Below are 13107 nucleotides of genomic sequence, written 5' to 3'. Positions count from 1 at the left end.
GTGGCGCTCGATGTGGGTCATTGCCATGTTCGATCTGCCGACCGAAACACCGAAGAAGCGGAAAGACTACGCCCGATTCCGTAAGGATCTGCTGGAAGACGGTTTTACCATGATGCAATATTCGGTCTACGCGCGACACTGCGCCTCAGTCGAAAATGCCGAGATTCATGTGACGCGGATGGGCGCGCGGGTGCCGTCTGAGGGCGAAGTGCGGTTCTTGATGATCACTGATCGACAATTTGGGCGAATCAGGGTCTTCGCCGGCAGAAAACGCCAGCCGACCCCACCTTCGCCCTCCCAACTGGAGTTTTTCTGAATGTTGGGAAGACGAAAAGTGGTTTCAGTTCAGATAGTTATGAGAACCGTAGGGTAGCAAAACGAGCGGCGGCCGCAATCCGCAGCAGGGTTTGTTGGCAAGGCTGGCCAGTTCCGAGGGTAGCAAAACGAGCGGCGGCCGCAATCCGCAGCACCACGTAATTTCAACAAATTATCGGAATAAGGGTAGCAAAACGAGCGGCGGCCGCAATCCGCAGCCCAGCGAGGTGCCGGACAGCTTGATGGTGAAGGGTAGCAAAACGAGCGGCGGCCGCAATCCGCAGCCGCGAGGGCGCTGTGACCGCTCATACCGCCAGGGTAGCAAAACGAGCGGCGGCCGCAATCCGCAGCCAGCGGTACCAGCACGCTCCAGGAGATGGTAGGGTAGCAAAACGAGCGGCGGCCGCAATCCGCAGCGGCGGCGCAGGAGCTACCGGCGCGGCAACTAGGGTAGCAAAACGAGCGGCGGCCGCAATCCGCAGCGAATGGCCCTTCAAGCCACGGGCCCGGTGTAGGGTAGCAAAACGAGCGGCGGCCGCAATCCGCAGCCGCACGGCGTGAGGGGCGTGGTCCCGCTTCAGGGTAGCAAAACGAGCGGCGGCCGCAATCCGCAGCAGGAGAAAGGCGCGGAGCATTCATCCCCTTAGGGTAGCAAAACGAGCGGCGGCCGCAATCCGCAGCGTCGCCTTCAGCGTCGCGATGCATGCCGCCAGGGTAGCAAAACGAGCGGCGGCCGCAATCCGCAGCCCAGCAGTAAGGCCCAGCGCGTCGGCGATGAGGGTAGCAAAACGAGCGGCGGCCGCAATCCGCAGCAGACCAGGCGCTGAACCGAATGGCCGTTGGAGGGTAGCAAAACGAGCGGCGGCCGCAATCCGCAGCCATCGGCGGGAGAAACCGTCGAGACAGAGAAGGGTAGCAAAACGAGCGGCGGCCGCAATCCGCAGCGCATTGGCGAGTGCGGCGCAAGGGGGGCGCAGGGTAGCAAAACGAGCGGCGGCCGCAATCCGCAGCCTGGGGGACTGGGTGGCGCCTCGGTGGCGAAGGGTAGCAAAACGAGCGGCGGCCGCAATCCGCAGCGCCTGCTCGAAGCCAGCCTTCTGCTGATCCAGGGTAGCAAAACGAGCGGCGGCCGCAATCCGCAGCTGGCGGACGTCGGCGGCGGCGCGCCCGGCGAGGGTAGCAAAACGAGCGGCGGCCGCAATCCGCAGCCCACGCGGTCAGACAGCCACTCGATTGTCAAGGGTAGCAAAACGAGCGGCGGCCGCAATCCGCAGCTTCGTGGTTGCCTCTGCCCCCGCCGCGTTCAGGGTAGCAAAACGAGCGGCGGCCGCAATCCGCAGCTGAAAATGGCCGAGTTCGAGAGCGGCCGAAAGGGTAGCAAAACGAGCGGCGGCCGCAATCCGCAGCGGATGCTACCAGCAGGACGGGATTCACGGCAGGGTAGCAAAACGAGCGGCGGCCGCAATCCGCAGCTGCTGTGGCGCAAGGCGTTGGCCGACGCCAAGGGTAGCAAAACGAGCGGCGGCCGCAATCCGCAGCTGTCGGCCTGAAGGGCGTGCAGAGGTTCTCAGGGTAGCAAAACGAGCGGCGGCCGCAATCCGCAGCCGGGTAGACGACGGCAAAAATCCATTCCGTAGGGTAGCAAAACGAGCGGCGGCCGCAATCCGCAGCGTCGAGCTCGAGCAGCTGCGCGCCGACGGAGGGTAGCAAAACGAGCGGCGGCCGCAATCCGCAGCCGGACGCGGCCTTATAGACCGGCTTGCCGGAGGGTAGCAAAACGAGCGGCGGCCGCAATCCGCAGCTGCCGTCGACCGTTTCAATCCACGCGTCCCAGGGTAGCAAAACGAGCGGCGGCCGCAATCCGCAGCGCAGGGGCGGCATGGTCTCTCGGGTGAACCAGGGTAGCAAAACGAGCGGCGGCCGCAATCCGCAGCCTGTGATCGATGTGCCGATGCCGGACGCGCAGGGTAGCAAAACGAGCGGCGGCCGCAATCCGCAGCACGATCTTGAAGCGGCTGGCATGAGCGGCCAGGGTAGCAAAACGAGCGGCGGCCGCAATCCGCAGCCAAAAAGGATCTACCGATGCGGCTGCTTCAAGGGTAGCAAAACGAGCGGCGGCCGCAATCCGCAGCCACAACGTGCGGCGGTGTGGAGACGGCGACAGGGTAGCAAAACGAGCGGCGGCCGCAATCCGCAGCTTCGTGGTTGCCTCTGCCCCCGCCGCGTTCAGGGTAGCAAAACGAGCGGCGGCCGCAATCCGCAGCGGATGCTACCAGCAGGACGGGATTCACGGCAGGGTAGCAAAACGAGCGGCGGCCGCAATCCGCAGCTGCTGTGGCGCAAGGCGTTGGCCGACGCCAAGGGTAGCAAAACGAGCGGCGGCCGCAATCCGCAGCCGTGAGCCCGCAGATGTCCCATCACGTAGTAGGGTAGCAAAACGAGCGGCGGCCGCAATCCGCAGCAGCATGGTCAAGGTCGACCCCGCTCTCGTCAGGGTAGCAAAACGAGCGGCGGCCGCAATCCGCAGCGTCGCTGGCGAAGGGCCTCGCCATCGCCAGAGGGTAGCAAAACGAGCGGCGGCCGCAATCCGCAGCACAAGTTCACCATTTCCGACCTGCGGGCGTAGGGTAGCAAAACGAGCGGCGGCCGCAATCCGCAGCACTGGCGATGCTGGGAAACTATGCGCATCGAGGGTAGCAAAACGAGCGGCGGCCGCAATCCGCAGCTGAAGGGTGGACCGGATGAACTGGAAGGCCAGGGTAGCAAAACGAGCGGCGGCCGCAATCCGCAGCCCGACCAGGTGCCGGCGGTCGCCATGACCCAGGGTAGCAAAACGAGCGGCGGCCGCAATCCGCAGCAGTTGCTGACGACTTCACCGATCGCCGCCCAGGGTAGCAAAACGAGCGGCGGCCGCAATCCGCAGCCGGTGGCGTCTCCGACCGACGAGCATGCGGAGGGTAGCAAAACGAGCGGCGGCCGCAATCCGCAGCCGACGATTTATCAGGGCAAGGCCCGGTTACAGGGTAGCAAAACGAGCGGCGGCCGCAATCCGCAGCGCCTCGTGCTGGAGCTTGCGGCCGGCCTCAAGGGTAGCAAAACGAGCGGCGGCCGCAATCCGCAGCTTCAAGCGCGGCGAGGCGCGCGCCGCCAACAGGGTAGCAAAACGAGCGGCGGCCGCAATCCGCAGCCCTGGCAGCGAGGCCCGCGCATCCGGCCGGAGGGTAGCAAAACGAGCGGCGGCCACAATCCGCAGCAGCTCTACTGGCGGCCGGACACTTATACGCAGGGTAGCAAAACGAGCGGCGGCCGCAATCCGCAGCGCATCGCGCTCACCCCATTCTTCCGCGTATAGGGTAGCAAAACGAGCGGCGGCCGCAATCCGCAGCCCCAGACGACGACGCGTTCCCCGGCCGGAAAGGGTAGCAAAACGAGCGGCGGCCGCAATCCGCAGCCCAAAGATGGCGATGTCTCCTGCCTCGCACAGGGTAGCAAAACGAGCGGCGGCCGCAATCCGCAGCCCTTCCTAATGCCAACGCCCTCCCCGTCCGGTGAACACGCCGATCGGCACTCTGGCCCCAATGGACGTGCGATACTGGCATTCCGGCCGCCTCGTCTGACTACAACTGGCGCTGATGACCAGTCAGCTCCCAGACTTTTGAAGGCAGTGCTCCTACAGCCCCTCGGGCCGGCCGACAGCCGTGACGAAGGGCTTGCCGGCCCCGAACAGGCGCTGGCCGACGCGCTTGACGTCGTCGAGCGTCACCGCCTCGACCAGGGCGTTGCGGCGCTCGATATAGTCGGGGCCGAGGCCTTCCAGCTGGATATGGGTGAGCTGGTTGGCGATCTTGGTCGAGGTGTCGAAGCGCAGGGCGTAGGAGCCGGTGATGTATTTCTTGGCGTTCTCCAGCTCGGTCTCGGTCGGCCCGTCGGCCGCCATCACGGCCATCTCAGCCTCGATGATGGCCAGGCTCTCGCCGGCGCGGTCGTTGCTGGTGGCCACGCCCCCGCCGACATAGGCCGAGCGCTGGTAGCAGGCGAGCTGGGTGGATACCGAATAGGCCAGGCCCTTCTCCTCGCGCACCTTCTGGAACAGGCGCGAGGAGAACGAGCCGCCGCCGAAGATATGGTTGGCGATGTAGGCGGCCATGTAGTCGGGGTCGGAGCGCTTGACCCCCGGGGTGGCGAACTGCAGCACGGTCTGCGGCACGTCGAGGTCGATCACCTGCCGGGGGAGCGAGGTATCGGGCGCGACCTCGGCCACCGGGCTCAGCTGCGCCTTCGCCGGCAGGTCGCCGAACACGGTATCGAGCATGGCGGCCACGTCGGCGGCGGTGATGGCGCCGACGACGGAGACGACCAGGTTGTCCCTGGCGAACAGGTTGCGATGCTGCGCCGCGATCTCGTCGCGGCCGGCGGCTTCGATGCTCTCCACGGTGCCGTGCGGCCATCGGCCATAGGGATGATCGGGATAGAGCGCGGCCGTGGTCGCCTTGCTGGCGATGGTGCCGGGGTCGCTGATCTCGCGGCGCAGGCCGACCAGCATGGCCTGGCGGACACGCTCCACCGGCTCGGCGTCGAAGCGCGGCGCCGTGACGGCCAGGCGCAGCAGCCCGAAGGCCTCGTTCTTGCGCCCGGCCAGGGTGCGCAGCGAGCCGGACATGTGGTCCCGCCCGGCATGGAACGACAATTCGACCGCGGTTTCCTCGACCTTGAGCTGGAAGGCCTTGTCGTCGAGCGGGCCGGCGCCCTCGTCGAGCAACGTCGCCGTCATCTGGCCGAGGCCGCTGCGCGCCGCGGGATCCTGGGCCGCACCGCCGCGGAAGGCGAAATCGACCGCGACGATCGGGACGGCGTAGTCCTCGACCAGCCAAGCCTCGATGCCGTTGGGAGAGAAGACGCGCTCGACCATGATGTGTCCGGGTAAGGTTGACGGTCCGGTGGGCTTCGTCAGTCGGCGCCTTGGAGCAGGCCGGTGACGGAACGGTTCTCCACCAGATATTTGCGGGCGACGGCCTGAACCGCCTCGGGCGTGACGGCGGCGATGCGGGCGGGCCAGGCCTTCAGATCCTCCACCGTGCCGCCGGCTGCCAGCGTCGAGCCGAAATAGCGGGCCAGCGAGGACTGGCTGTCCTGGGCGTAGATCGCCTCGGCGACGAGCCTCGTCTTGGCGCGGTCGAGCTCGGCCACCTCGACGCCCTTCTCGGCGACCTCGGCGATGACCTCGTCGACGGCCGCCTCGACCGCCTCGAACGTCACGCCGGGCAACGGCGCGGCCCAGAGCGCCAGGCGGGCTTCGTCCACGGCCGTGCCGCCGTACCAGGTGGCGGCGACGGCGGTGAGCTTGCGCTCCGCCACCAGCGAGCGGAACAGGCGCGACACCAGGCCGCCGCCGAGGATCTGCGACAGCAGGTCGAGCGCATGCGCCTCGTCGCCCTCCGCGGTATGGTAGGACGGCACCCGCCAGTGGCGCTGCAGCATCGGCTGCTGCACACGCGGATCGGCCAGGCTGACGCGGCGGTCGGCCCGCTGCAGCGGCTCCTGCGGACGGCGGCGCGGCGGCGGCTCGGCCCGGCGCTCCAGCCTGCCGTAGGTGCTGTCGGCCAGCTTGCGCACCTCCTCGGCGGTAACGTCGCCGGCAACGACCAGGATGGCGTTGTTGGGCGTGTAGAAGCGGTTGTGGAAGTCGATCGCATCCTGCCGCGACAGGCCCTTGATCTCGTCCTCCCAGCCGATGATCGGCGTGCCGTAGGGATGATGGGTGAACAGGGTCGAGGCGACCTCCTCGCCGAGCTGCGAATCCGGGTCGTTGTCGACGCGCATCTTGCGCTCCTCGAGCACGACGAGGCGCTCGGGATCGACGACCGCGTCGGTGAGGGCGAGCCCGGCCATGCGGTCGGCCTCGAAGCCCATCATCGTGCCGAGATGCGAGCGGGCGACGCGCTGGAAATAGGCGGTATAGTCGTAGGAGGTGAAGGCATTCTCCTGCCCGCCGAGATTGGCCACTTCCTTGGAGAAGCCGCCGGGCTGCTTCTCCGTGCCCTTGAACATCAGGTGCTCGAGGAAATGGGCGATGCCGGACTTGCCCTTCGGCTCGTCGGCGCCGCCGACCCGGTACCAGACCATATGAGTGACCACCGGCGCGCGCCGATCCGGAATGACGACGACCTCCAGGCCGTTGGCCAGGGTGAAGTGCGAGATTTCCGCACCGATCGCGGTGGACGCCGCGTCAAGGCCGGGGATGAGGGAAGGCAGCATGGGCGGGATCCGGAATGGGGCGGGATGCTTGCCGACGGAGAGGAGGCGGCGTGTTCCTCCAAATATGGTCGAAGTGGGATGCTTGCAACAGAGGGATGACAGTAACGCGCCCGTCGCACCCCGATCCGGTCCGGAATTCCCGCGCGGTCACGCGGCGGGACGCCTCGATCGGGCATCCGTGAGACGCGGCCGGCTCAATCCGCCGGCCGGGCCGCCCCGCCATAGCGCAAAATGGTCAGCCGGGTCTCGCCATAGTCGCGGGCCTCGGCCAGATCGAAACCGGGGGCGGCGATCTCGGCCTCGGCGGCCTCCTCGACGATGCACAGGGCCCCGGGAGCCAGCCAGCCGCCGCCGGCGAGGCTGGCCAAGGCCTTGGGCGCGAGGTCGCGGCGATAGGGCGGATCGAGGAAGGCGAGCGAGAACGGCTCGATCGGCCCGATGGCGCCGAGCCGGGCAGCATCGCGCCGGAACAGCCGGGTGCGGCCGCCGAGCCCCATCGCGTCGATATTGGCACGGATCAGGCCGCGCGCCTCGGCCCCGTCGTCGACGAAGATGGCGAAGCGGGCGCCGCGCGACAGCGCCTCGAGGCCAAGCGCACCGGTGCCGGCGAAGAGATCGATGACCCGCGCCTCGCGCACGGGGTCGTCATAGGCATGGGCGAGAACGTTGAACAGCGTCTCGCGCAGGCGATCCGAGGTCGGGCGGATGGCGTCCGACCTCGGGGTCGCGAGCTGCTTGCCGCGGAACTGGCCGGCGACGATGCGCATGGCTGCGATCAGACGTCCCGCGGCCGGCGCCCGGTCGGGCGGCCTTTCGGCGGCCCCTTGCCGCCGCCCGGCTTGCCGGGTCCCCCGCCGTCGCGGTCACGGAAGGAAGCGCGGGGCTTGAAGGGCCGCTCGCCCGCGTCGCGATCCTCGAACCGCCGCGGCCGGGACGGACGCTCGCCGCCCTCATCCCGGTCCCGGAACGAGGGGCGCGGCTTGAACGGACGGGCGTCGCCCGCGTCACGGTCGCGGAAGGTCCGGCGCGGACGCTCTTCACCCTCGTCCCGGGCCGCGGGACGCGGCTTGAACGGACGGGCATCGCCCGCGTCGCGATCGCGGAAGGACCGGCGCGGACGCTCCTCGCCCTCGTCCCGGTCCCGGGCCGCGGGACGCGGCTTGAACGGACGGGCATCGCCCGCGTCGCGATCGCGGAAGGACCGGCGCGGACGCTCCTCGCCCTCGTCCCGGTCCCGGGCCGAGGGACGCGGCTTGAACGGACGGGCCTCGCCCGCGTCGCGATCGCGGAAGGACCGGCGCGGACGCTCCTCGCCCTCGTCCCGGTCCCGGAACGAGGGACGCGGCTTGAACGGGCGGGCATCGCCCGCGTCGTCGGCCGGTCCATGCCGGCCGGCGTCGCTCCGTGAGGAACGCGGACGGCGCGCCGGCGCCTCCTGCACCTCGTCGGAGACACGCTGCACCAGCACGCGTCGGCCGCGGCGGTCCTCGATCAGGCCGCCCCGCATCACCCGCGCGGCCTCGCCCTCGCCGCCTTCGAGGCGCAGCCCGCGGCGCTTCTCCTTCTTGCCGGGCGCCGGGGCCTGCTCGTCCAGCGGGCGCTCGAACACCGGCGCATCGAACTCGCACTCGGCCTCGGCGATCAGCTCGGTGCCGAGTTGGTCCTGCAGGACGCGCGTCCCGACCTCCTCGACCGCGCCCTCCGCCAGCTCGCCGAGCTGGAACGGACCGTAGGAGACGCGGATCAGGCGGTTCACGTCGAGGCCGATCGAGGCGAGGACGTTCCTGACCTCGCGGTTCTTGCCCTCGCGCAAGCCGAGCGTCAGCCAGGAATTGCTGCCCTGCTCCTTGTCGAGCCGAGCCTCCACCGGGCCATACTCGACGCCGTCGACCGTCACGCCGGCGAACAGGCCGTCGAGCACGGACTGGTCGGTCTCGCCATGGGCGCGCACGCGGTAGCGGCGCATCCAGCCGGTCTTGGGCAGCTCCAGCAGACGGGCAAGGCCGCCATCATTGGTCAGGAGCAGCAGGCCCTCGGTGTTGATGTCGAGCCGGCCGACCGACATCACCCGCGGCAGGCCGGCGGGCAGGTGCTCGAACACGGTGGGACGTCCTTCCGGATCCTTCTCCGTCGTCACCAGCCCGCGCGGCTTGTGGTAGAGCCACAGGCGGGTGCGCTCGCGCCGCGGCAGCGGCTTGCCGTCGATGGTGACTCGATCGTCGGCCGTGACGTTGCGCGCAGCGCTGGTCAGGACCTCGCCGTTGACCGCGACGCGGCCCTCCTCGATCCAGACCTCGACGTCGCGGCGCGAACCGAGACCGGCGCGCGCCACGACCTTGGCGATGCGGTCGCCGGCGAAGCCGGATTCGGCCGGAGCGGCGGCCTCGGCGGCCGGCTTGCGCCGCGGCGCCTTGCCTGCGGCCGGCCGCTCGTCGCGGCGGCCGGGACGTTCCGGCCGGCGTTCACGGCGCTCCTCGAAGCGCGGCTCGAAGGCGCGGCGCGGCGGAAGGTCGTCGTCGCCGACCTCGAAGCGGCTGCGGAACGGGCGGCCGCTCTCATGGCTGCGGCTGCCGCCGGCATCGCGGACGCGACCGCGGGGGTCGCGGTGCTCGTCGAAGGAGCGCTCGCCGGTCCCGTCCTCGCGATGGAAGGAGCGGAAGGGACGACGCGGGCCCTCGCCATCCCGTTCGATGCGCTCCACCCGGGGGCGGCGGTCGCCGTCCCGATCGGCCGGCCGGGCGCGGAACGGCCGCGGGCGATCCCCGCCCTCGTCGCGATCGCGGAAGGACGGGCGCGGCTTGAAGGGACGTTCGCCCCCCTCGTCGCGGTCGCGGAAGGACGGGCGCGGCTTGAAGGGGCGTTCGCCCCCCTCGTCGCGGTCCCGGAAGGACGGGCGCGGCTTGAAGGGACGTTCGCCCCCCTCGTCGCGGTCGCGGAAGGACGGGCGCGGCTTGAAGGGACGTTCGCCTCCCTCGTCGCGGTCGCGGAAGGACGGGCGCGGCTTGGAGGGACGTTCGCCTCCCTCGTCGCGGTCCCTGAAGGACGGGCGCGGCTTGAAGGGACGTCCGCCTCCCTCGTCGCGGTCGCGGAAGGACGGGCGCGGCTTGGAGGGACGTTCGCCGCCGCCGGCATCGCGATCGCGGAACGACCGGCGGGGCGCTCCGTCTTCGGCCGCGCGCTCGCGGAAAGGAGCACGCGGCTTGAACGGACGCTCGGCGCCCTCGTCGCCGCCACGGAACGACGGTCGGGGCCGGGCCGCGCGTTCCTCGCCGAACGCGGCCCGGGGCCGGCGCGGCGGCGCATCGCCGTCGGCACGGACCTTGCGGAAGCCGCCGGACGCCGGTTCGGAGCCGGACGGCTTGCGCGGCCCGCGCGGAGGCTTGCGGCCATCGCCGCCGGATCGTTTATCACTGGGCATAGGATGCTCTTAACAGAACGGTCAACGCGGTGCGAGAGAGGCGATCGATGATGGAACTGGCGATCGAAGAAGCGCACGCGGCCGCAGGTCGCGGGGAGGTACCTGTCGGCGCGGTCGCCGTCAAGGACGGCGTGGTGCTGGCAAGCGCCGGAAACCGCACGCTCGAGCTGCGGGATCCGACGGCGCATGCCGAGATCCTGGCAATCCGGGCAGCCTGCGAGCGGCTTTCCTCGGAAAGGCTGCCCGGCGTCGACCTCTATGTGACGCTGGAGCCCTGCCCGATGTGCGCGGCGGCGATCTCCTTCGCCCGCATCCGCCGCCTCTATTTCGGCGCGGCCGACGAAAAGGGCGGCGCGGTGGAGCATGGGGTGAGGCTTTATGCCTCGCCGACCTGCCACCACCGGCCGGACGTCTATTCGGGCCTGTGCGAGATCGAATCCGCCGAATTGCTCAAGCGCTTCTTCCGAGACCGGCGTTGAGGCATGGCGGGCAACCGGCGCCGCCGGCCCGCCCGGCCCGGGTCAGCCACGCTGCGACGGCACCCGGCGCGCCAGAGTGCGCCAGGCCGAGGGGGGGCGATCGGTCGCCGGCGCCGTCTCGGATGCGGCCGGCGCCCGAGCACGCAGGCGATCGATGGCCTCGTGGAGCGCGGCCTCCCCGAGCGTGCGCGGCGGGGCGGCCGGCGACGAAGCAACGGATGGCGGCGCGGCGGGCGGCGGCCGAGGAGCCGGCGGCGCCGGCTCCTCGGCCACGTCGGTGCGGACCGGCCGCGGCGGCGCGAACAGGTCGCCCTGGCCGAACCGCAGCTCGACGTCGAGGAGATCGAGCACCGTGGCTTCGGCCTCGATGCCGTCGGCGACCAGGTCGAGGCCGTGGCGCGCCAGCAACCCGGCCAGATCCTCGATGCGGATCGGCAGGCCGGCGGGCGGTTGGCCCAGCAGCACCGCCGCCGGCACCTTGACCAGCCGGAAGCCCTGCGCGGCCAGCGCCAGCGGATCGAGGCGCAGATCGGCCACGGCATCCATGGACAGGCGATAGCCCGCCGCCACCAGGGCGCGCAGCCGGGCCAGTTGGCCGTCGTCGAGCGTGCGCATGCCGGCCTGCTGCAGTTCGAAGACGAGCTGGGGCACCAGGTCCGGCACCGTGCGGGCAAGCTCCAGCGCCTCGTCGAGGAACAGCCGATCGGAAAGCGAGCGCGGCGACAGGTTCACCACCAGCGCCAGATCGCGGCTGCGGCTGGCGAGACGGCGCAGGATCTGCCGGGTGCGCAGCAATTGGTGGCGGTCGAAGACGCCGGTCTGGTCCAGCGCCGCGATGGTCGGCATGAACTCGGGCGCGGCCAGCAGCCGTCCGTCCCCGAGCCGGACGTGGGGCAGGACCTCGTAGAGCCGGGGCTTGCGCTGCGGCAACGTCACCACCGGCTGCAGATGGAACTCGACCCGTCCGGCCTCGATCGCCTCGACCACGTCGCGGTCGACGGCCGGGGCGGCCGGAACGAGCGGCGCCATCGGCTCCGGTTCCGGTTCCGGGACCGGCTCGGGAAGGGGAGCGGGCGGGCTCGATGCCGGCTGGGCGGGTCGAGGAGGCGCGATCGGCGCCGCCAGCCCGGCCAAGGTGGCAAGCCGCCCCTCCTGCGCCGCCAGACCCTCGGCCAGATCCTTGACCAGAGTGCCGAGGGTGGCGATCTCGACCGCGGCCTGGTCGCCATCGCTGCGGGAGGCTGCCATCTCCAGGGCCTTGAGGCGGATTTCGACCTGCTCCAGCCGGTGGCGGGTCACCGCGAAGGTGGCATGGTCGGTGTTCGCCATCTCCTCCAGCACGAGCCGTCGCTCGCGGGCGACGATGGCCTCCCGCATCAGCAGCGCCAGGGCGAACAGGCATACGCCGAGCACCACCGCCGGCAGGGGCTGGGTCTGCCCGCTGGCGGCGAGCCCGGCCGCAATGCCGGCGGCCAGGGCCGCCACGCACAGGGTGAGACAATGATGGGCCAGCCTCGACATCGGTGCTCCCGGCCGCGCTCGGCGGCGATGGATTCTCCCGGGCATACCCTCATGGCTTTCGCCACGGTCGATCCTGCATTTTCGACGCAAGATCGATGCTGCCCGGACAAGCTAGGATAGGCGGGCCCGGAGGAGCCCGCCCCGGATCGAATCATGCCGTGCACCCGGCTGATTCGCACGCGGCCGCCCTGCCCCGCGCCGGGCTTGACCGAGGGCAGCGGCCGGGGCCAATCATCGCAGGGCAGCGGAGGACGACGTGGTTCGGCAGGCAGCACAACGCCCAGTTCTCGCCGGCAGCGTCGGCCACTACGGCGAAGCCGCGCCGGTGCCGCAACTGCGCGATGCGTTCCAGTGCCTGTGGTTCAAGACGGTGCCGGAGGACCATGTCGGGCCGGTCGCCATCGTCCCCGACGGCCATGCCGACCTGATCTGGCGTGACGGCCGGCTCGTCGTGGCCGGACCGGACATTACGGCCGCCACACCGACCTTGCGGCCCGGCACGACGGTTCTCGGCCTGCGCTTCCAGCCCGGAGCGGCTCGGCATTGGCTCGGGCTGCCGATGTCGGAGCTGGTCGGCCGCCAGATCGATCTCGCCGATCTCTGGGGCCGATGCGCCCGCGACATGGCGGAGAGCCTCGCCGAGGCTTCGCCGATGGAAAGACAGGCCCGGACACTGCAGGCCCTGCTGGCGGACAGGCTCGGCGCGACCGACCGGCCCGATCGCGCCGCCGCTGCGATCTTCGCCGCGATCAAGCGCGATGCCGGCGCCGCCGGGCCCAAGATCGCCCGGCTCCTCGACCGGCTCGACATCAGCGAACGGACGCTCCGGCGGCACAGCCGGGACTATTTCGGCTACGGTCCGAAGACCCTCGACCGAATCCTGCGCTTCCAGCGCTTCCTGGCCCTGGCGCGCAGCGGAGCCGGCGAGGGACTGGCCGGCCTGGCGATCCAGGCGGGTTATGCCGACCAGCCGCACCTCAGCCGCGACGTCCGCGACCTGTGCGGCCTGTCTGCCGGCACCGTGCTGCGCCAGGCCGCGGGCTGAGAACCTGGCCGTTTCGTTCAAGACCGTCGACGCGCGTTCGCGGCAAGCTGGAGCCCTTTCACCACAGGGAGACG

Annotated in this window: 8 protein-coding genes and 1 CRISPR repeat array; of the genes, 3 read left to right on the top strand and 5 right to left on the bottom strand. The window is 70.2% G+C overall.

The window, feature by feature from the left end:
* The first annotated feature begins 10 nt into the window (after positions 1-10).
* Entirely contained in the window at positions 11-316 is a 306-nt protein-coding gene (gene cas2 / locus AC27L4_RS02640; protein WP_487140397.1) for a CRISPR-associated endonuclease Cas2, read from the top strand.
* A gap of 50 nt (positions 317-366) precedes the next feature.
* A CRISPR array of direct repeats spans positions 367-3833; the repeat unit is 36 nt; unit sequence AGGGTAGCAAAACGAGCGGCGGCCGCAATCCGCAGC.
* Positions 3834-3985: 152 nt separating this feature from the next.
* Here cas2 and AC27L4_RS02635 read toward each other — a convergent pair.
* The 4 genes from AC27L4_RS02635 to AC27L4_RS02620 form a co-directional block, all read right to left on the bottom strand.
* Positions 3986-5224, bottom strand: a complete 1239-nt coding sequence (locus tag AC27L4_RS02635; RefSeq protein WP_487140396.1) for a M16 family metallopeptidase — start codon at positions 5222-5224, stop codon at positions 3986-3988.
* 38 nt (positions 5225-5262) lie between these two features.
* Complete coding sequence (locus AC27L4_RS02630) at positions 5263-6570, bottom strand: M16 family metallopeptidase (protein WP_487140395.1); 1308 nt, start codon at positions 6568-6570, stop codon at positions 5263-5265.
* Between the two features lie 194 nt (positions 6571-6764).
* On the bottom strand, positions 6765-7337 hold the full coding sequence (gene rsmD / locus AC27L4_RS02625) for a 16S rRNA (guanine(966)-N(2))-methyltransferase RsmD (protein ID WP_487140394.1): 573 nt from the start codon (positions 7335-7337) through the stop codon (positions 6765-6767).
* A gap of 8 nt (positions 7338-7345) precedes the next feature.
* The gene (locus AC27L4_RS02620; RefSeq protein ID WP_487140393.1) at positions 7346-9988 is read right to left on the bottom strand and encodes a pseudouridine synthase; all 2643 of its coding nucleotides are present in this window, start codon (positions 9986-9988) and stop codon (positions 7346-7348) included.
* 50 nt (positions 9989-10038) lie between these two features.
* Between AC27L4_RS02620 and AC27L4_RS02615 the strand changes: the two genes are divergently transcribed.
* A complete protein-coding gene (locus AC27L4_RS02615; protein WP_487140392.1) occupies positions 10039-10467 on the top strand; it encodes a nucleoside deaminase in 429 nt (142 codons plus the stop codon).
* 42 nt (positions 10468-10509) lie between these two features.
* On the opposite strand, the gene AC27L4_RS02610 is transcribed toward AC27L4_RS02615, so the two are convergent.
* A complete protein-coding gene (locus tag AC27L4_RS02610; RefSeq protein ID WP_487140391.1) occupies positions 10510-11988 on the bottom strand; it encodes an EAL domain-containing protein in 1479 nt (492 codons plus the stop codon).
* A gap of 256 nt (positions 11989-12244) precedes the next feature.
* Here AC27L4_RS02610 and AC27L4_RS02605 point away from each other — a divergent pair, with 256 nt between their 5' ends.
* Complete coding sequence (locus tag AC27L4_RS02605) at positions 12245-13033, top strand: DUF6597 domain-containing transcriptional factor (RefSeq protein ID WP_487140390.1); 789 nt, start codon at positions 12245-12247, stop codon at positions 13031-13033.
* Positions 13034-13107: the final 74 nt, after the last annotated feature.

It is taken from the genome of Labrys sp. Lb11, from assembly GCF_057554225.1.
Note: the sequence above shows the minus strand (reverse complement) of the source record. Positions and strands in the feature narration are given on the sequence as shown.

Coding starts and splice junctions, on each gene's coding strand:
- cas2 (WP_487140397.1), top strand. CDS start 11: ATGTGGGTCATTGCCATGTTCGATCTGCCGACCGAAACACCGAAGAAG.
- AC27L4_RS02620 (WP_487140393.1), bottom strand. CDS start 9,988: ATGCCCAGTGATAAACGATCCGGCGGCGATGGCCGCAAGCCTCCGCGC.
- AC27L4_RS02630 (WP_487140395.1), bottom strand. CDS start 6,570: ATGCTGCCTTCCCTCATCCCCGGCCTTGACGCGGCGTCCACCGCGATC.
- AC27L4_RS02635 (WP_487140396.1), bottom strand. CDS start 5,224: ATGGTCGAGCGCGTCTTCTCTCCCAACGGCATCGAGGCTTGGCTGGTC.
- AC27L4_RS02615 (WP_487140392.1), top strand. CDS start 10,039: ATGGAACTGGCGATCGAAGAAGCGCACGCGGCCGCAGGTCGCGGGGAG.
- rsmD (WP_487140394.1), bottom strand. CDS start 7,337: ATGCGCATCGTCGCCGGCCAGTTCCGCGGCAAGCAGCTCGCGACCCCG.
- AC27L4_RS02610 (WP_487140391.1), bottom strand. CDS start 11,988: ATGTCGAGGCTGGCCCATCATTGTCTCACCCTGTGCGTGGCGGCCCTG.